At 53.2% G+C, this 18,761-nt stretch carries 16 protein-coding genes; 15 read left to right on the plus strand and 1 reads right to left on the minus strand.

Annotated features, from left to right (window positions below):
• Positions 1 to 75 precede the first annotated feature (75 nt).
• The 12 genes from mioC (at position 76) to EDF73_RS10890 (ending at position 11,024) form a co-directional block, all read left to right on the plus strand.
• Positions 76 to 516, plus strand: a complete 441-nt coding sequence (gene mioC, locus EDF73_RS10835) for an FMN-binding protein MioC (protein WP_132729068.1) — start codon at positions 76 to 78, stop codon at positions 514 to 516.
• Positions 517 to 897: 381 nt separating this feature from the next.
• The gene (mnmG, locus tag EDF73_RS10840) at positions 898 to 2,787 is read left to right on the plus strand and encodes a tRNA uridine-5-carboxymethylaminomethyl(34) synthesis enzyme MnmG (protein WP_132729070.1); all 1,890 of its coding nucleotides are present in this window, start codon (positions 898 to 900) and stop codon (positions 2,785 to 2,787) included.
• A gap of 115 nt (positions 2,788 to 2,902) precedes the next feature.
• Entirely contained in the window at positions 2,903 to 3,526 is a 624-nt protein-coding gene (gene rsmG / locus EDF73_RS10845) for a 16S rRNA (guanine(527)-N(7))-methyltransferase RsmG (protein WP_132729072.1), read from the plus strand.
• A 616-nt stretch (positions 3,527 to 4,142) separates the two neighbouring features.
• Complete coding sequence (atpI, locus tag EDF73_RS10850; RefSeq protein WP_132729074.1) at positions 4,143 to 4,523, plus strand: F0F1 ATP synthase subunit I; 381 nt, start codon at positions 4,143 to 4,145, stop codon at positions 4,521 to 4,523.
• A gap of 8 nt (positions 4,524 to 4,531) precedes the next feature.
• Positions 4,532 to 5,347, plus strand: a complete 816-nt coding sequence (gene atpB / locus EDF73_RS10855; RefSeq protein WP_132729076.1) for a F0F1 ATP synthase subunit A — start codon at positions 4,532 to 4,534, stop codon at positions 5,345 to 5,347.
• A 47-nt stretch (positions 5,348 to 5,394) separates the two neighbouring features.
• Positions 5,395 to 5,634 (plus strand): F0F1 ATP synthase subunit C, encoded by a 240-nt coding sequence (gene atpE / locus EDF73_RS10860; protein WP_000429386.1) that lies wholly within the window; start codon positions 5,395 to 5,397, stop codon positions 5,632 to 5,634.
• Positions 5,635 to 5,688: 54 nt separating this feature from the next.
• Positions 5,689 to 6,159 carry a F0F1 ATP synthase subunit B gene (atpF, locus tag EDF73_RS10865; protein ID WP_004869221.1) on the plus strand — a complete coding sequence of 157 codons (471 nt, stop codon included), beginning with the start codon at positions 5,689 to 5,691 and terminating at the stop codon, positions 6,157 to 6,159.
• A gap of 14 nt (positions 6,160 to 6,173) precedes the next feature.
• A complete protein-coding gene (gene atpH, locus EDF73_RS10870) occupies positions 6,174 to 6,707 on the plus strand; it encodes a F0F1 ATP synthase subunit delta (RefSeq protein WP_132729078.1) in 534 nt (177 codons plus the stop codon).
• 12 nt (positions 6,708 to 6,719) lie between these two features.
• Positions 6,720 to 8,261, plus strand: a complete 1,542-nt coding sequence (gene atpA, locus EDF73_RS10875; protein WP_132729080.1) for a F0F1 ATP synthase subunit alpha — start codon at positions 6,720 to 6,722, stop codon at positions 8,259 to 8,261.
• 50 nt (positions 8,262 to 8,311) lie between these two features.
• A complete protein-coding gene (atpG, locus tag EDF73_RS10880) occupies positions 8,312 to 9,175 on the plus strand; it encodes a F0F1 ATP synthase subunit gamma (RefSeq protein WP_132729082.1) in 864 nt (287 codons plus the stop codon).
• Between the two features lie 26 nt (positions 9,176 to 9,201).
• Entirely contained in the window at positions 9,202 to 10,584 is a 1,383-nt protein-coding gene (gene atpD / locus EDF73_RS10885) for a F0F1 ATP synthase subunit beta (protein ID WP_132729084.1), read from the plus strand.
• 20 nt (positions 10,585 to 10,604) lie between these two features.
• Positions 10,605 to 11,024 carry a F0F1 ATP synthase subunit epsilon gene (locus EDF73_RS10890; protein WP_132729086.1) on the plus strand — a complete coding sequence of 140 codons (420 nt, stop codon included), beginning with the start codon at positions 10,605 to 10,607 and terminating at the stop codon, positions 11,022 to 11,024.
• A 429-nt stretch (positions 11,025 to 11,453) separates the two neighbouring features.
• Here the strand turns inward: EDF73_RS10890 and EDF73_RS10895 are convergent, their stop codons facing one another.
• The gene (locus tag EDF73_RS10895) at positions 11,454 to 13,625 is read right to left on the minus strand and encodes a right-handed parallel beta-helix repeat-containing protein (protein ID WP_132729088.1); all 2,172 of its coding nucleotides are present in this window, start codon (positions 13,623 to 13,625) and stop codon (positions 11,454 to 11,456) included.
• A gap of 347 nt (positions 13,626 to 13,972) precedes the next feature.
• Between EDF73_RS10895 and glmU the strand changes: the two genes are divergently transcribed.
• The 3 genes from glmU to pstS all read left to right on the plus strand — a co-directional run bounded on the left by glmU (position 13,973) and on the right by pstS (position 18,761).
• Positions 13,973 to 15,343, plus strand: coding sequence for a bifunctional UDP-N-acetylglucosamine diphosphorylase/glucosamine-1-phosphate N-acetyltransferase GlmU (glmU, locus tag EDF73_RS10900; protein ID WP_132729090.1), 1,371 nt, complete (start codon positions 13,973 to 13,975; stop codon positions 15,341 to 15,343).
• 208 nt (positions 15,344 to 15,551) lie between these two features.
• Positions 15,552 to 17,381 (plus strand): glutamine--fructose-6-phosphate transaminase (isomerizing), encoded by a 1,830-nt coding sequence (gene glmS, locus EDF73_RS10905; protein WP_132729092.1) that lies wholly within the window; start codon positions 15,552 to 15,554, stop codon positions 17,379 to 17,381.
• A gap of 339 nt (positions 17,382 to 17,720) precedes the next feature.
• Positions 17,721 to 18,761, plus strand: a complete 1,041-nt coding sequence (gene pstS / locus EDF73_RS10910; protein WP_132729094.1) for a phosphate ABC transporter substrate-binding protein PstS — start codon at positions 17,721 to 17,723, stop codon at positions 18,759 to 18,761.

Raw genomic sequence — 18,761 nt, forward strand, 5'->3', positions numbered from 1 at the left:
CCACATTTTCCACAGGTAGATCCCAGCTCTCACACAGCGTACAATGTGGCACTCTGAATAATTGAGCAGGCGATCATGGCAGACATTACGCTTATCAGCGGCAGTACCCTGGGCAGTGCGGAATATGTAGCGGAGCATCTGGCTGAAAAGCTGGAAGAGGCGGGCTATAGCACCGAAATCCAGCATGGACCGTTGATCGAGGATCTGCAGGCTGACGGGATCTGGCTGGTTATCTCCTCTACTCATGGCGCGGGTGATATCCCTGACAACCTGCTGCCGTGGTATGAAGCGCTGCAGGAACAGCAAGCCGACCTTTCTGCCGTTCGGTTTGGTTCAGTCGGGATCGGTAGTCGTGAATATGACACCTTCTGCGGGGCTATTGATAAGATCGATAGCGCGCTGAAGGCGTGTGGCGCAAAACAGATAGGCGAAACGCTGAAGATAAATGTCCTGGAACATGAAATTCCGGAAGATCCGGCAGAGATTTGGCTCGGATCCTGGAAAAATTTGCTCTAAGTTTTGTAAAGATCGTCCGTTCTTCTGTGGATAACTACACTCAAAAGCTCTGATCAACCGGTAGTTATCCAAAGTATAACCGTTGACTGCTTTTTGAGCTGTGTATAACCCTTCATTTTGATCCCAGCTTATACGGAACAGGATCACCGATCATTCACAGATAGTGATCCTTCTTAAGCGTTTGATCTTACAACGCGGATCCGGCTTATCCACAGAAAGGTTCGATCCTAATAAGAGATCACAATAGAACAGATCTCTAAATAAAAGATCTTCTTTTTAATACTCAGGATCCCGGAGCTTTCTCGATCGACTAAAGTTGAGTAGAATCCACGGCCCGGGCTTCAATCCATTTTCAAACCGCTTTATGCGAGGCATACCACCATGTTTTATCAGGATCCTTTTGACGTCATCATCATTGGCGGGGGTCATGCAGGCACTGAGGCCGCGATGGCCGCAGCGCGAATGGGTCAGCAGACCCTGCTTTTGACACACAATATCGACACGTTGGGGCAGATGAGCTGCAACCCGGCGATTGGCGGCATTGGGAAAGGACACCTGGTAAAAGAAGTGGATGCGCTTGGCGGACTGATGGCGAAAGCGATCGACCAGGCAGGCATTCAGTTTAGGATACTAAACGCCAGCAAAGGCCCGGCGGTGAGAGCCACCCGAGCTCAGGCGGACCGCGTGCTGTACCGTCAGGCGGTACGTACGGCGCTGGAAAACCAGCCAAATCTGATGATCTTCCAGCAGGCGGTTGAGGATCTGATTGTCGAGAACGATCGGGTTGTCGGCGCGGTGACCCAAATGGGGCTGAAATTCCGTGCTAAAGCGGTCGTGCTGACCGTCGGCACCTTCCTGGACGGCAAGATCCATATCGGGCTGGATAACTACAGCGGCGGCCGTGCCGGCGATCCGCCGTCCATCCCGCTCTCTCGTCGTTTACGTGAACTGCCGCTGCGCGTGAGCCGTCTGAAAACCGGGACCCCGCCGCGGATTGACGCGCGGACCATCGATTTCAGCGTACTGGCGCAACAGCATGGCGATACTCCCATGCCGGTATTCTCGTTCATGGGATCCGCGGATCAACATCCGCGTCAGGTGCCGTGCTACATCACGCATACCAACGAGAAAACCCATGACGTTATCCGTAATAACCTCGATCGCAGCCCGATGTATGCCGGGGTGATTGAAGGGATCGGCCCGCGTTACTGCCCATCGATCGAAGATAAAGTGATGCGCTTCGCCGATCGTAATCAGCACCAGATCTTCCTCGAGCCGGAAGGACTGACCTCCAACGAAATTTATCCTAACGGCATCTCCACCAGCCTGCCGTTCGATGTACAAATGCAAATTGTTCGCTCAATGCAGGGCATGGAGAACGCGAAAATCGTCCGTCCAGGCTACGCTATTGAGTACGATTTCTTCGATCCGCGCGACCTGAAGCCGACGCTGGAAAGCAAATATATTCAGGGTCTGTTCTTTGCCGGCCAGATTAACGGCACCACCGGTTACGAAGAAGCAGCGGCTCAGGGGCTGCTTGCCGGCCTGAATGCCGGGCGTTTCTCCGCGGAAAAAGAGGGCTGGGCGCCGGCTCGCTCTGAAGCTTACCTTGGCGTGCTGGTCGACGATCTGTGCACGCTGGGTACCAAAGAGCCGTACCGCATGTTCACTTCCCGCGCCGAGTACCGTCTGATGCTGCGTGAAGATAACGCCGATCTGCGTCTGACCGAACAAGGGCGCGAGCTGGGCCTGGTGGATGATCAACGTTGGGCACGCTTCAATGAGAAGCTGGAAAGCATCGAACTTGAGCGTCAGCGTCTGAAATCGACCTGGGTTTATCCGGCGGCGGACAGCGCTGAAGAAGTGAATACTCACCTGACAGCACCGCTCTCCCGCGAAGCCAGCGGGGAAGATTTACTCCGTCGCCCGGAAATGACCTACGGGCAGCTGGTTCAGCTGTCGCCATTCGCTCCGGGTCTGGAAGATGCGCAGGCCGCCGAGCAGGTCGAGATCCAGGTGAAATACGAAGGGTATATCGCCCGCCAGCAGGAAGAGATCGAAAGACAGCAGCGCAATGAAAATACCATACTGCCGGCAACGCTCGATTACCGTCAGGTGATCGGACTGTCGAATGAAGTCATTGCCAAGCTGAACGATCACAAGCCGTCTTCGATCGGCCAGGCGTCGCGGATTTCCGGCATTACGCCGGCGGCGATTTCCATTTTGCTGGTATGGCTGAAAAAGCAGGGGATGCTGCGCCGCAGCGCCTGATCGCCCTGACAGTCGGTTTTTTGCGGAGAACGCATGGTGTCTCCGCCTTTTTTGATTCACCAGCCCGGTAAGCGTCATCGCCTCCGGGCTCATTATTTCTGGACAGGTACTGAACGTGCTCAACAAACTCTCCCTTCTGCTGGATGAAGCAGGTATTTCGCTCACCGATCACCAGAAAAACCAGCTGGTGGCCTACGTTGGACTGCTTGATAAGTGGAACAAAGCTTACAACCTGACCTCCGTCCGTGACCCGAACGAGATGCTGGTGCGCCATATTCTCGATAGCATTGTTGTCGCTCCGTACCTGCAGGGGAGTCGTTTTATTGATGTCGGAACGGGGCCAGGGCTGCCGGGGATTCCACTGGCTATCGTGCGTCCGCAATCACATTTCACGCTGCTGGATAGCCTTGGCAAGCGCGTGCGCTTTCTTCGTCAGGTTCAGCATGAGTTAAAGCTGGATAACATTACGCCGGTACAAAGCCGCGTGGAAGCGTACCCCGCAGAGCCGCCGTTCGATGGCGTCATCAGCCGCGCATTTGCCTCGCTGAATGATATGGTGAGCTGGTGCCGCCATCTGCCAGCAGAGCACGGCTGTTTTTACGCGCTGAAAGGCGTGGCTCAGGAAGATGAAATCGCTCATCTCCCGGAAGGATATGTGGTGAGCCAGATTATTGAGCTGCAGGTTCCTCAGCTGGAAGGGGAGCGTCACCTGGTGGTTATTAAGCCAAAAATGATTTAATTTTTATCAAAAAATGTGAAAAAAGTGCGCCCGCCGCATGTTACAAAAATAACGGTCACTACGCGGTATTATCGGAACGCCTTTAACCATATTTTTACCATGGCTTTTCCAGCGGTTAACTTTGGCACATTGCTTTACCGCTAAAATAGTCAACATTGAAAATATCAGCGCGCTAAAAATTGAGATGCTGACAAGATATAGTGATGTTAAATTTTTATTATAAATGTCAATAAAAGGTTTTTATTGTATGTGGTGTTGTTTTATAAAAACTCCTCACTTTTTATGTTTAATATCAAAACGATGAAAACAGACAATTTATGAACGGAATTAATTCGCTTAACCCTAAAATGTTTAATATGTGATCTGATGCACGCTTTAGTCGCTGTGTTTTCTCAGTATTTGCAGTTTTGTATGAGTGCTCACAGATTGACGAAATGCAGGAAAAGTTGCCTGTCGGAAAATAATTAAACATTTATTCACTATTTTGCTACTTATTGTTTGAAATCACGAGGCGTCACCGTATAATTTGTCCGCTTTTTGATGCTTGACTCTTCGTCTTAAAGGACGTTTTATACGACACGCGACATACCTCGAAGGGAGCAGGAGTAAAAACGTGATGTCTGTGTCGCTCTTGAGTCGAAACGTTGCTCGTAAGCTTCTGTTTATTCAGTTACTGGCAGTAATAGCAAGTGGACTGCTGTTCAGCCTAAAAGACCCCTTCTGGGGCGTTTCCGCAATATGCGGAGGTTTGGCGGTTGTTGTGCCAAACATGTTGTTTATGATTTTTGCCTGGCGTCATCAGGCGCATACACCATCTAAAGGCCGTGTGGCCTGGACCTTCGCCTTCGGGGAAGCTTTCAAGGTGTTGCTGACCTTTGCCCTCCTCGCGGTGGCGCTGGCCGTTTTAAAAGTGGTATTCATGCCGCTGATAGTGACGTGGGTTTTGGTGCTGGTGGTACAAATTCTGGCACCAGCTGTAATTAACAACAAAGGGTAAAAGGCATCATGGCTGCAGAAAATATGACGCCGCAGGATTACATAGGTCACCACCTGAACAACCTTCAGCTGGACCTGCGTACATTCTCGCTGGTGGATCCGCACAACCCCCCGGCCACCTTCTGGACGCTCAACATTGACTCCATGTTCTTCTCAGTGGTGCTCGGTCTGTTGTTCCTTACCATTTTCCGTAGCGTGGCCAAAAAGGCGACCAGCGGTGTTCCGGGTAAGCTCCAGACGGCTATCGAGATGACCATCGGCTTCGTCCATGGCAGCGTTAAAGACATGTATCATGGCAAGAGCAAGCTGATTGCTCCGCTGGCCCTCACCGTGTTTGTCTGGGTATTCCTGATGAACCTGATGGACCTGCTGCCAATCGACCTGATTCCTTATATCGGCGAACACATTTTCGGCCTGCCTGCACTGCGCGTGGTTCCGTCTGCTGACGTGAACATCACCCTGTCGATGGCGCTTGGCGTGTTTATCCTGATTCTTTTCTACAGCATCAAAATGAAAGGCGTGGGTGGGTTCGTTAAAGAACTGACGCTGCAGCCGTTCAATCACTGGGCGTTCATTCCTGTCAACTTAATCCTTGAAGGGGTAAGCCTGCTGTCCAAACCGGTTTCACTTGGTCTGCGACTGTTCGGCAACATGTATGCCGGTGAGCTGATTTTCATTCTGATTGCTGGTCTGCTGCCGTGGTGGTCACAGTGGGTTCTGAATGTGCCATGGGCCATTTTCCACATCCTGATTATTACGCTGCAAGCCTTCATCTTCATGGTTCTGACGATCGTCTATCTGTCGATGGCATCTGAAGAGCATTGATTTTTACCAACATACTACGTTTTTACTGAAACAAACTGGAGACTGTCATGGAAAACCTGAATATGGATCTGCTGTACATGGCTGCCGCTGTGATGATGGGTCTGGCGGCGATCGGTGCTGCGATCGGTATCGGCATCCTCGGGGGCAAATTCCTGGAAGGCGCAGCGCGTCAACCGGATCTGATTCCTCTGCTGCGTACTCAGTTCTTTATCGTTATGGGTCTGGTGGATGCTATCCCGATGATCGCTGTAGGTCTGGGTCTGTACGTGATGTTTGCTGTCGCGTAGTAAGTTGTTCGAAAGAAACCTAAGCCACAGAGTTAATTTAAGAGGTATTGTGCTGTGAACATGAACGCAACAATCCTCGGCCAGGCCATCGCGTTTGTTCTTTTCGTATGGTTCTGCATGAAGTACGTATGGCCGCCTTTAATGGCTGCCATCGAAAAACGCCAGAAAGAGATTTCTGACGGTTTAGCTTCCGCAGAACGCGCTAAGAAAGATTTGGACCTTGCACAGGCCAACGCGACCGACCAGCTGAAAAAAGCGAAAGCGGAAGCCCAAGTTATCATCGAGCAGGCGAACAAGCGTCGCTCTCAGATGCTGGATGAAGCTAAAGCTGAAGCAGAACAGGAACGCACCAAAATCGTCGCACAGGCGCAGGCTGAAATTGATGCCGAACGTAAACGTGCTCGTGAGGAGCTGCGTAAGCAGGTCGCAATCCTGGCTGTTGCTGGCGCCGAGAAGATCATCGAACGTTCCGTGGATGAAGCTGCTAACAGCGACATCGTGGATAAACTTGTCGCTGAACTGTAAGGAGGGAGGGGCTGATGTCTGAATTTGTAACGGTAGCTCGCCCCTACGCCAAAGCAGCTTTTGACTTTGCCGTCGAACACAAAAGTGTTGAACGCTGGCAGGATATGCTGGCGTTTGCCGCTGAAGTGACCAAAAACGAACAAATGGCAGAGCTTCTGTCCGGTGCTCTGGCGCCGGAAACGCTCTCTGACGCGTTCATTGCGGTCTGCGGTGAGCAACTGGACGAAAATGGCCAGAACCTGATTCGGGTTATGGCTGAAAATGGTCGTCTGAAAGTGCTCCCGGATGTTCTTGAGCAGTTCATTCACCTGCGCGCTGCCAGTGAGGCAACCGCAGAGGTAGAGGTTATCTCTGCCAACCCGTTGAGTGAAGAACAGCTTGCGAAGATCGTCGGCGCGATGGAAAAACGTCTGTCACGCAAAGTTAAGCTGAATTGCAAAATCGATAAGTCTGTTATGGCAGGTGTTATCATCCGTGCGGGTGATATGGTCATTGATGGTAGCGTACGCGGCCGTCTTGATCGCCTTGCAGACGTCTTGCAGTCTTAAGGGGACTGGAGCATGCAACTGAATTCCACCGAAATCAGCGAACTGATCAAGCAGCGCATTGCTCAGTTCAATGTTGTGAGCGAGGCTCACAACGAAGGTACTATCGTTTCCGTCAGTGACGGCGTTATCCGCATCCACGGCCTGGCCGATTGTATGCAGGGTGAGATGATTTCCCTGCCGGGTAACCGTTACGCTATCGCACTGAACCTGGAGCGCGACTCCGTAGGTGCCGTTGTGATGGGGCCGTACGCTGACCTGGCCGAAGGCATGAAGGTCAAATGTACTGGCCGTATTCTTGAAGTTCCGGTTGGCCGTGGCCTGCTGGGTCGCGTGGTGAACACCCTGGGTGCACCGATTGACGGCAAAGGTCCGGTTGAGCACGATGGCTTCTCGCCAATCGAAGTGATCGCACCGGGCGTTATCGAACGTCAGTCCGTCGATCAGCCGGTTCAAACCGGTTATAAATCCGTCGATGCTATGATTCCAATCGGCCGTGGCCAGCGTGAGCTGATCATCGGCGACCGTCAGACCGGTAAAACCGCGATGGCAATCGATGCGATCATCAACCAGCGTGATTCCGGCATTAAATGCGTCTACGTGGCTATCGGCCAGAAAGCGTCCACCATTTCTAACGTGGTTCGTAAACTGGAAGAGCACGGCGCGCTGTCCAACACCATCGTGGTAGTGGCGACCGCTTCTGAATCCGCTGCACTGCAATACCTGGCGCCATATGCCGGTTGCGCAATGGGCGAATACTTCCGCGACCGCGGTGAAGATGCGCTGATCGTTTACGACGATCTGTCTAAACAGGCCGTTGCTTACCGTCAGGTTTCCCTGCTGCTCCGTCGTCCGCCTGGACGTGAAGCATTCCCGGGCGACGTGTTCTACCTCCACTCCCGTCTGCTGGAGCGCGCATCCCGCGTTAACGCGGAATACGTTGAGAACTTCACCAAAGGTGAAGTGAAAGGTAAAACCGGCTCCCTGACCGCGCTGCCGATTATCGAAACGCAGGCAGGTGACGTTTCCGCATTCGTTCCGACCAACGTAATTTCCATTACCGATGGTCAGATCTTCCTGGAAACCAACCTGTTTAACTCCGGTATTCGTCCGGCGGTTAACCCGGGTATTTCCGTATCCCGTGTGGGTGGTGCTGCTCAGACCAAGATCATCAAGAAACTGTCCGGTGGTATTCGTACCGCGCTGGCGCAGTATCGTGAACTGGCTGCGTTCTCTCAGTTCGCATCCGATCTGGATGAAGCAACCCGTAAGCAGCTGAGCCATGGTCAGAAAGTAACCGAGCTGCTGAAACAGAAACAGTATGCACCTATGTCTGTCGCACAGCAGGGTCTGGTCCTGTTTGCTGCTGAACGCGGTTACCTCGAAGATGTGGAACTGGCGAAAATCGGTAGCTTTGAAGCCGCTCTGCTGGCTTACGTCGACCGTGACCACGCTCCGCTGATGCAAGAGATTAACCAGACCGGTGGCTATAACGACGAGATCGAAGGCAAGCTGAAAAGCATCCTCGACTCCTTTAAAGCAACCCAGTCCTGGTAAAGTCTGGCGGCCTGCCCCAGGGCGGGCCGTAAGGCATTGAGGAGAAGTTCATGGCCGGCGCAAAAGAGATACGTAGTAAGATCGCAAGCGTCCAGAACACGCAAAAGATCACTAAAGCGATGGAAATGGTCGCCGCTTCCAAAATGCGTAAATCGCAGGAGCGCATGGCGGCCAGCCGTCCTTATGCAGATACCATGCGCAAAGTGATTGGTCACCTTGCAAACGGCAATCTGGAATATAAGCACCCGTACCTGGAAGAACGCGACGTTAAACGCGTGGGCTACCTGGTGGTGTCGACCGACCGTGGTCTGTGCGGTGGCTTGAACATTAACCTGTTCAAAAAGCTGCTGGCGGATATGAAAGTATGGTCCGATAAAGGCGTTCAGTGCGATATCGCAATGATCGGCTCGAAGGGCGTCTCTTTCTTTAGTTCCGTAGGTGGCAATATTGTCGCCCAGGTGACCGGTATGGGTGATAACCCGTCCCTGTCCGAACTGATCGGCCCGGTAAAAGTGATGTTGCAGGCCTATGATGAAGGCCGTCTGGACAAGCTTTACGTTGTCAGCAACAAATTTATTAATACCATGTCTCAGGCTCCGACCATTACTCAGCTGCTGCCGTTACCGGCATCAGAAGATGCTGAGCTGAAGCGTAAATCCTGGGATTACCTGTATGAGCCAGACCCGAAAGCGCTGCTGGATACCCTCCTGCGCCGTTATGTCGAGTCCCAGGTTTATCAGGGCGTGGTAGAAAACCTGGCCAGCGAGCAGGCCGCACGTATGGTGGCGATGAAAGCCGCAACCGATAATGGCGGCAGCCTGATTAAAGAGCTGCAGTTGGTATACAACAAAGCTCGTCAGGCCAGCATTACTCAGGAACTCACCGAGATCGTCGGTGGTGCATCCGCGGTATAACCAGGTTAATTCGTAGAGGATTCAAGATGGCTACTGGAAAAATTGTCCAGGTAATCGGCGCCGTGGTTGACGTCGAATTCCCTCAGGATGCCGTACCGCGCGTGTACGATGCTCTTGAGGTACAAAATGGTAACGAGAGCCTGGTGCTGGAAGTTCAGCAGCAGCTCGGCGGTGGTATCGTACGTGCTATCGCCATGGGTTCTTCCGACGGTCTGCGTCGTGGTCTGGAAGTTAAAGACCTTCAGCACCCGATCGAAGTCCCGGTTGGTAAAGCAACGCTGGGTCGTATCATGAACGTGCTGGGTCAGCCGATCGATATGAAAGGCGACATCGGCGAAGAAGAGCGTTGGGCGATTCACCGCGCAGCTCCGTCCTATGAAGAGCTGTCCAGCTCTCAGGAACTGCTGGAAACCGGCATCAAAGTTATCGACCTGATGTGTCCGTTCGCGAAGGGCGGTAAAGTCGGTCTGTTCGGTGGTGCGGGTGTAGGTAAAACCGTAAACATGATGGAGCTGATCCGTAACATCGCGATCGAACACTCCGGTTACTCCGTGTTTGCGGGCGTAGGTGAACGTACTCGTGAGGGTAACGACTTCTACCACGAAATGACCGACTCCAACGTTCTGGACAAAGTATCCCTGGTTTACGGCCAGATGAACGAGCCGCCGGGAAACCGTCTGCGCGTTGCGCTGACCGGCCTGACCATGGCTGAGAAATTCCGTGACGAAGGTCGTGACGTTCTGCTGTTCGTCGACAACATCTACCGTTATACCCTTGCCGGTACTGAAGTATCCGCACTGCTGGGCCGTATGCCTTCAGCAGTAGGTTATCAGCCGACTCTGGCGGAAGAGATGGGCGTTCTGCAGGAACGTATCACCTCCACCAAGACCGGTTCTATCACTTCCGTACAGGCGGTATACGTACCTGCGGATGACCTGACTGACCCATCACCAGCCACCACCTTTGCTCACTTAGACGCAACCGTGGTACTGAGCCGTCAGATCGCGTCTCTGGGTATCTACCCGGCCGTTGACCCGCTGGATTCCACCAGCCGTCAGCTGGATCCGCTGGTGGTTGGTCAGGAGCACTACGACACCGCGCGTGGCGTACAGTCCCTGCTGCAGCGTTACCAGGAACTGAAAGACATCATCGCCATCCTTGGTATGGATGAACTGTCTGAAGAAGACAAACTGGTGGTAGCACGCGCGCGTAAGATTCAGCGCTTCCTGTCCCAGCCGTTCTTCGTGGCAGAAGTATTTACCGGTTCTCCGGGTAAATACGTCTCCCTGAAAGACACCATCCGTGGTTTTAAAGGCATCATGGAAGGCGAATACGATCACCTGCCAGAGCAGGCGTTCTACATGGTCGGTTCTATCGACGAAGCCGTGGAAAAAGCCAAAAAACTTTAACGCCTTAATCGGAGGGTGATATGGCAATGACTTACCACCTGGATGTCGTCAGCGCGGAGAAACAGATGTTCTCCGGCCTGGTCGAAAAAATCCAGGTAACGGGTAGTGAAGGTGAACTGGGTATTTACCCGGGTCACGCGCCGCTGCTCACCGCCATTAAGCCTGGTATGATTCGCATCGTTAAACAGCACGGTCATGAAGAGTTTATCTATCTGTCCGGCGGCATTCTCGAAGTGCAGCCTGGTAGCGTGACCGTTCTGGCTGATACGGCAATTCGTGGCCAGGATCTCGACGAAGCGCGAGCCCTGGAATCGAAGCGTAAAGCGGAAGAGCACATTAACAGCTCTCACGGCGACGTGGATTACGCTCAGGCGTCCGCGGAACTGGCCAAAGCGATCGCCAAACTGCGCGTTATCGAGTTGACCAAAAAAGCGATGTAACACCGGCTTGAAAGTTAAAAGGCCAGTCTGGTTTCCAGGCTGGCTTTTTTTATGGCTTCGTTTCAACAATTGCAAAACTAAAACCGCATTTTAAATTTTTGTGATTTAAGTCACGCTTTTGTTGAACGATTAAATAGTGCGGCGTAGACTTATTTTGTGATGTTTATCACATAACGAGCTCGGCAGAACGTATTCTTTAATCAGGAAGCCATCATGAAACTGCTTAACAAAATTATCGCTTTCTTCAGCGCGATGAACGTCACCTTCGGTACTTTCAACCACTAAGCCGTTCCGCCTTCGCGCTGTCCCGCTAATGAACACGACAACCCTTGCGGTGTGAAGCTGAAAAGAACAAGGTCGCCTGAGGGCGACCCTGGTGTTTTTGTCCTTCGGTGAAGGTGTAAGACGTCGTTACCCGCAGAGTGCGGCCTAATGACGGTTGAGAAAATTGCCGGTCGCAAAACTGCCGTCGGCACGGCGTAACAACGGATCCGGTAGCGCCAGCGTTTGATAATCGTCGCCGGTGATGGTTTTCCCTGCCGCGTTGACGCTTCTGCCATCGCGAATAAAGAAGTTATTAGCCTCAACGTTACCGACGACGGCATCATCATATTTCCCGGGCTGGCTGCGCAGAGAGAGGTTGTTGCTGAAGCGGCCCTGGGTCTCCGGCTTGCCGTAAGGGCTGGGGCGGAAGATATAGTTAAAACGCTGATTATCCACCGCCACGTTGTTGACCACCACCAGCTTGCCGGGGTTGAAATTGTCGGTGAACCCGTCCAGATGATTGCCCGTCGCGATGCTGTTGCGTACTTCGTGGCCTACCGGCTGCCCTTCCCCACCCAGTTTGAAACCGTTGCTGGTATTATTGCGGGCAATTGAATTCTCGATCACCACAACGCCGTTGGCGCCGTCTTCAATCTTGTTGAACAGGTCAAATCCGTCGTCGATGTTATCGTGCGAGTAGCACCCTTCCAGCCGGTTGCCTTCTCCTACGCGCATTTTTACCGCGAAACCGTCGGCGTTAATCTTTCCGGGATCCTCGTTACTGAACGATTCTGAGTTCACCACCCGGTTATAGCTGGCCCACAGCGGGCGACCAATCTTATCCGGAGAGGATATCTGAATCCCGGTATCCTCATTTTTGTAGGCGGTGACGTTCTCGATCAGGTTATGACTGCCCTGGATGCGCAGACTTTTATCGGTGACTGAAATACCGTTGATATGCCAGTAGCTTGCATCCAGCAGCAGGCCATGAACGACGGCCTTCCCATCGGCCTGCAGCGTTTTTTCCCGTCCCTGCAGCCCGCTGGCCTGCAGCGGAATCAGCGTTTGCGGATAATCCCCGGCGGCTAAAACAATCTTCCCCCCTGGCGGCAGCCGCTCAACGGCGGTGGCGAGGTCGAACGGTGAGCCGGCCGTCCCTTTGGCGCTGGCCTGCCCCTGAGGAGAAACATACAGCGTATTCCCTTCGATGGGAGAGATGCGTTCAACCGTCAGACGTTGCGTCACCGGCTTTTGGCCGTTGGCTGGGGTAAAACGAATCTCGAAGGTGCTCTTATCCTTAAGCGTGGCCGGTTGCGTCAGCATCTCTCCGGCTTTGACCCGTTTGCCCAACCCAATCGTCACTTCATCCTGGAGGAGGGTAAAGTCGCCATCATCGTTCGCGCGCGCCTGCAGAATGTACTCCGCGTCTGCGCTTTTTGCGCCCGAGGCTATTTGCATCACCAGCGGCCAGCGGCTGGCGACAGACGGTCGTGAGGCAACCGTATGCGCAGCCGATGTTGCCAGCGAAGCGTGAGTGACGGTGATTTTCGCGTTGCGTGAGGCAAAAAAGCCCACGTAGTAGCGCTCTTTATCCTGTTGCGCGATCAGGTCGGCGTGAGGGACCTTCTGGCTGACCCATGCGTCGCTGCCGACCGGTGCCCATGAGGTTATAAACCCCTCGTCGGTGCGCGCCAGCCTGAGCTGGAAAGCGGGTGTTTGCCGCAGATCGATGTTTTCTTTATAACTGATGCGGTTGATTGTGGAACCTGCGTTGCCCCACGGCTGGGTAATACCTTCGCGGGCGATCGCCTGCACTTTAACGCGTGAGTGGTCTTTTTTATCCTGGGTCATAATGGCGTTCATCACCATATTGGCTGCCGCCGGAAACTCTTCATAACCCACCTTTAAAGGCTGTTGTCGCGGGTGGCCGATGACATCACGAACCAGCAGTCCCGCGCCCTCCTGGGCCGCCGGGAGAGCGCCATTTTCCGGACCAAACTGATCGACCGTTACCGTGGCTTGTAGGGTAAAATTCTGCCGGGCCGACAGTTCAGTATAAAAGAAGGTCAGGCCATCATGGGAGTTGGCGATTTTTCCGCCGCGGCTCTCAAGGATCACGGGCGCGCTGAGATCGGCGCTATCGTTCGGGGTCAGCTTTTTTCCAGCAATCGTTACGTCATTCACGCCGATTTTTTCCGGCAGAACATTCGAGGAAAAATTAACATCAGTAGACTGGCCAAAAGCGATCCCCCGCCAGATATGCGGCTCGTCAGCATGCAGCGGCAATGCGATAATTGTGCTGGAAAGGGCTAATGCCAAAGGTATTTTTTTATTCATTTTTGTTCTCCAGGGTAAATATTGACCAGCATTATCATGAGAATGAAATGCTGTTTCTATTTACCATGTCACAATAAATGAATATTGAAATCGTGTTTTATTTTTTAACTCATGCTTTATTCAGACGTCAAAAAAACAGAAAAAGCAGTGAGATAGCAGATATTTACCTCCTTTATGACCTTTTTTCGGAGGTAAACTCATTTGCAGTGGTGAAAAATAGCACCATAAAATGGTGTATAGCGTTGAGCCAGGGCGTTTTTTCCTCGTCTCGTTTCATGATGAAAAATATGTAGATATTTCAACGTGAAAGGCTTTTACTTTTCGTTCTAATAGCTGTCAGGATGCGTATGTCAAACAGTGCGATGAGCGTGGTTATCCTTGCCGCAGGCAAAGGGACCCGCATGTATTCCGATCTTCCTAAGGTGTTGCATACACTGGCCGGGAAGCCAATGGTGCAGCATGTTATTGATGCTACTAAAGATCTCGGCGCTTCCGCCGTCCACCTGGTATACGGGCACGGCGGCGATCTGCTGCGCCAGACGCTGCATGAAGACAATCTGAACTGGGTCCTACAGGCCGAACAGCTCGGTACCGGCCATGCCATGCAGCAGGCGGCGCCGTTCTTCAAAGATGATGAAGACATCATGATGCTGTATGGCGATGTCCCACTGATCTCCGTCGATACCCTGCAACGTCTGCGTGCGGCGAAGCCGCAGGGCGGTATTGGCTTGCTGACGGTGAAACTGGACGACCCAAGCGGATATGGTCGTATTACTCGTGAAAACGGCCAGGTCACCGGGATTGTTGAGCATAAAGATGCCAGCGAAGCGCAGCGCCAGATTCAGGAAATTAATACCGGGATTTTGATCGCCAGCGGTGCGGATTTAAAACGCTGGCTGGCGAAGCTGACCAACAACAATGCGCAGGGCGAATACTACATCACCGATATTATCGCGATGGCATATCAGGAAGGGCGTGAAATCGTTGCCGTGCATCCGCAGCGTCTAAGCGAAGTGGAAGGGGTAAACAACCGCCTGCAGCTGTCCCGCCTGGAGCGCGTCTATCAGTCTGAACAGGCTGAAAAACTGCTGCTGGCCGGCGTGATGCTGCGCGATCCGGCGCGTTTTGATCTCCGCGGTACGCTGAAACATGGGCGTGATGTGGAGATGGATACTAACGTTATCCTTGAAGGGAACGTGGTGCTGGGCGATCGCGTGAAGATCGGCGCCGGCTGCGTCATCAAAAACAGTACCCTTGACGATGATTGCGAGATTAGCCCTTATTCGGTGGTGGAAGATGCGCATCTGCACGCCGCCTGTACTATCGGGCCGTTCGCACGTCTGCGTCCGGGCGCGGAGCTGCTGGAAGGCGCCCATGTCGGCAACTTTGTCGAAATGAAAAAAGCGCGCCTCGGTAAAGGGTCGAAGGCGGGGCATCTTACCTATCTCGGTGATGCGGAAATCGGCGATAACGTGAATATCGGCGCCGGTACCATTACCTGTAATTATGATGGCGCCAATAAATTTAAGACCATCATCGGTGACGATGTGTTTGTCGGTTCTGATACCCAGCTGGTGGCGCCGGTTACCGTGGGCAATGGCGTGACTATTGCCGCGGGTACCACGGTCACCCGTGACATTGCCGATAACGAACTGGTGCTGAGCCGCGTGCCGCAGGTCCATAAACAGGGCTGGCAGCGTCCGGTGAAGAAGAAGTAACTCTTTTATCCTTCGTCCCGGTGGGGCGAGGGGCGGGGTGAGGGGATAATATAATCCTCCGCCCCACGGCAGTAACCATAAAAATAACCCCACTCTCTACAAGGCTCGGGGCGCCCGTAAAGGGCATTACCCAACGCAGTAACAGGCGAAGGGTAAACACAGGTCAGCGACAACGCATGGCATAACGCCATTATCAGGAAATTTAACTATGTGTGGAATTGTTGGCGCAGTCGCGCAGCGTGATATTGCTGAAATCCTTCTCGAAGGTTTACGTCGTCTGGAATACCGTGGATATGACTCTGCCGGTCTGGCAGTAGTTGATAACGAAGGGCATATGTCCCGCGTTCGCCGTCTCGGTAAAGTCCAGATGTTGGCTCAGGCGGTAGAAGAGCAGCCGTTGCACGGTGGTACGGGGATTGCTCATACCCGCTGGGCGACGCACGGCGAACCGTCTGAAGGTAACGCGCATCCGCATGTTTCTGAACACATTGTGGTGGTCCATAACGGTATCATCGAAAACCACGAACCGCTGCGAGAACTGCTGCAATCCCGTGGCTACGTATTTGTCTCCGAGACCGATACCGAGGTGATTGCGCACCTGGTGCACTGGGAGCTGGAACAAGGCGGTACGCTGCGCGAAGCCGTTCTGCGCGCCATCCCCCAGCTGCGCGGCGCTTATGGCACCGTCATTATGGATACCCGCGATCCCGGTACCCTGCTGGCGGCCCGTTCGGGTAGCCCGCTGGTCATCGGTCTGGGGATGGGGGAAAACTTCATTGCCTCCGATCAGCTGGCGCTGCTGCCGGTGACCCGTCGTTTTATCTTCCTCGAAGAGGGCGATATTGCCGAAGTGACCCGTCGTTCCGTGGCGATCTTCGATAAATCCGGCGCTGAAGTTAAGCGTGCGGATATCGAATCCAACCTGCAATATGATGCCGGTGATAAAGGTATTTACCGCCACTACATGCAGAAAGAGATCTACGAACAGCCGAATGCGATCAAAAACACCCTCGCCGGGCGTATCAGCCATGGCGAAGTGGATCTGAGCGAGCTGGGGGCGCATGCTAACGAGATGCTGTCCCAGGTTGAGCATATCCAGATTGTGGCCTGCGGCACCTCGTATAACTCCGGTATGGTTTCGCGCTACTGGTTTGAAGCGCTGGCGGGCGTGCCGTGCGATGTCGAAATCGCCTCTGAGTTCCGCTATCGCAAATCGGCGGTACGCCGCAACAGCCTGATGATCACGCTCTCCCAGTCCGGTGAGACCGCGGATACGCTGGCCGCGCTGCGTCTGTCAAAAGAGCTGGGCTATCTCGGTTCACTGGCTATCTGTAACGTTGCCGGTTCCTCCCTGGTACGTGAATCCGATTTGGCATTAATGACCAACGCCGGCACCGAGATTGGCGTGGCGTCGACCAAGGCTTTCACCACCCAGCTGACCGTATTGCTGCTGCTGGTGGCGAAACTGGCGCGTCTTAAAGGCCAGGATGCGGCGATTGAGCATGATATCGTGCAGGGGCTGCAGGCGCTGCCGAGCCGTATTGAACAGATGCTGTCTCAGGATAAGCGGATTGAAGCGCTGGCCGAGCACTTCTCCGATAAGCATCATGCGCTGTTCCTTGGCCGCGGCGATCAGTACCCGATCGCTCTGGAAGGGGCGCTGAAGCTCAAAGAGATCTCTTATATCCATGCGGAAGCCTATGCTGCCGGCGAGCTGAAACACGGCCCTCTGGCGCTGATTGACGCGGAAATGCCGGTGATTGTCGTGGCGCCAAACAACGAACTGCTGGAAAAACTGAAATCGAACATCGAAGAAGTGCGCGCCCGTGGCGGAGAGCTGTACGTCTTTGCCGATGGCGATGCCGGTTTCAACAGCAGCGACAACATGCACATCATTGAGATGCCGCATGTTGAAGAGGTGATTGCGCCAATCTTCTACACCGTACCGTTGCAGCTGCTGGCGTACCACGTCGCGCTGATTAAAGGTACGGACGTTGACCAGCCGCGTAACCTGGCGAAATCGGTTACCGTCGAATAAAATGCCATGCATTATGCAAAGGGCTGCCATCCGGTGGCCCTTTTTCTTACCGCTCGATCCTTTTTTCATTGCACGGTGAAAAATTCTGCGGCGCTGTTTTATGACAAACTGTCATCTTCGGCTACGATTTCGGGTGTCATAAAAAGAAAATTTATCTGCAAACTTAACGTCACTTAAATATATAACAATATGATTTATATTGTTTTTATTTTCGCCAGCCGCGCATCTTTTTGGGTGTCATAAAACTGTAATAATTCGTACATTTTACTGTCACCTCTTTGTCCTATTTTGCTCACCATAGCCTCGAAACAACGATTTACGAATCCAGCAGGAGACATTATGAACGTTATGCGTACCACCGTCGCAACAGTTGTCGCCGCGACCTTATCGATGAGCGCTTTTTCTGCATTTGCAGCGGCAAGCCTGACTGGCGCGGGCGCAACTTTCCCTGCGCCGGTGTATGCCAAATGGGCTGATACCTATCAGAAAGAAACCGGCAATAAAGTGAACTACCAGGGCATCGGCTCCTCCGGTGGTGTAAAACAGATTATTGCCAACACCGTTGATTTCGGTGCTTCTGATGCACCTCTGGAAGATGACAAACTGGCTCAGGAAGGCCTGTTCCAGTTCCCGACCGTTATCGGCGGCGTGGTTCTGGCTATCAATCTGCCGGGCGTCAAATCCGGCGAGCTGGTGCTGGACGGCAAAACCCTGGGGGATATCTACCTCGGCAAAATTAAGAAGTGGGATGACGAAGCGATCGCTAAACTCAACCCGGGTATGAAACTGCCGGCACAGAATATTGCCGTGGTTCGTCGCGCTGACGGTTCCGGTACCTCCTTCGTCTTCACCAGCTATCTGGCGAAAGTGAACGAAGAGTGGAAATCTAAAATCGGCGCCGGCTCTACCGTTAACTGGCCGACCGGCCTGGGCGGCAAAGGCAACGACGGTATCGCCGCTTTCGTTCAGCGTCTGCCGGGCTCCATTGGCTACGTTGAATACGCTTACGCTAAGCAGAACAACCTGGCCTACACCAAACTGCTCTCCGCAGATGGTAAGCCGGTTAGCCCGAACGAAGATAACTTTGCCAATGCGGCAAAAGGTATCGACTGGAGCAAATCCTTCGCCCAGGATCTGACCAACCAGAACGGTGAGAACGCATGGCCGATCACCTCAACCACCTTCATCCTGGTACACAAAGCGACGACCAAACCAGAACAGACGGCCGAAGTGCTGAAATTCTTTGACTGGGCGTACAAAAACGGCGGTAAAGAAGCTAACGCTCTGGATTACGCAACGCTGCCGGACAGCGTGGTTGAGCAGGTACGCGCTGCATGGAAAACCAACGTGAAAGACAGCAGCGGTAAAGCGCTGTACTAA

Origin of the sequence: Klebsiella sp. BIGb0138, from assembly GCF_004342285.1 — a bacterium.
In the GTDB taxonomy this organism is placed as follows: Bacteria; Pseudomonadota; Gammaproteobacteria; order Enterobacterales; family Enterobacteriaceae; genus Klebsiella.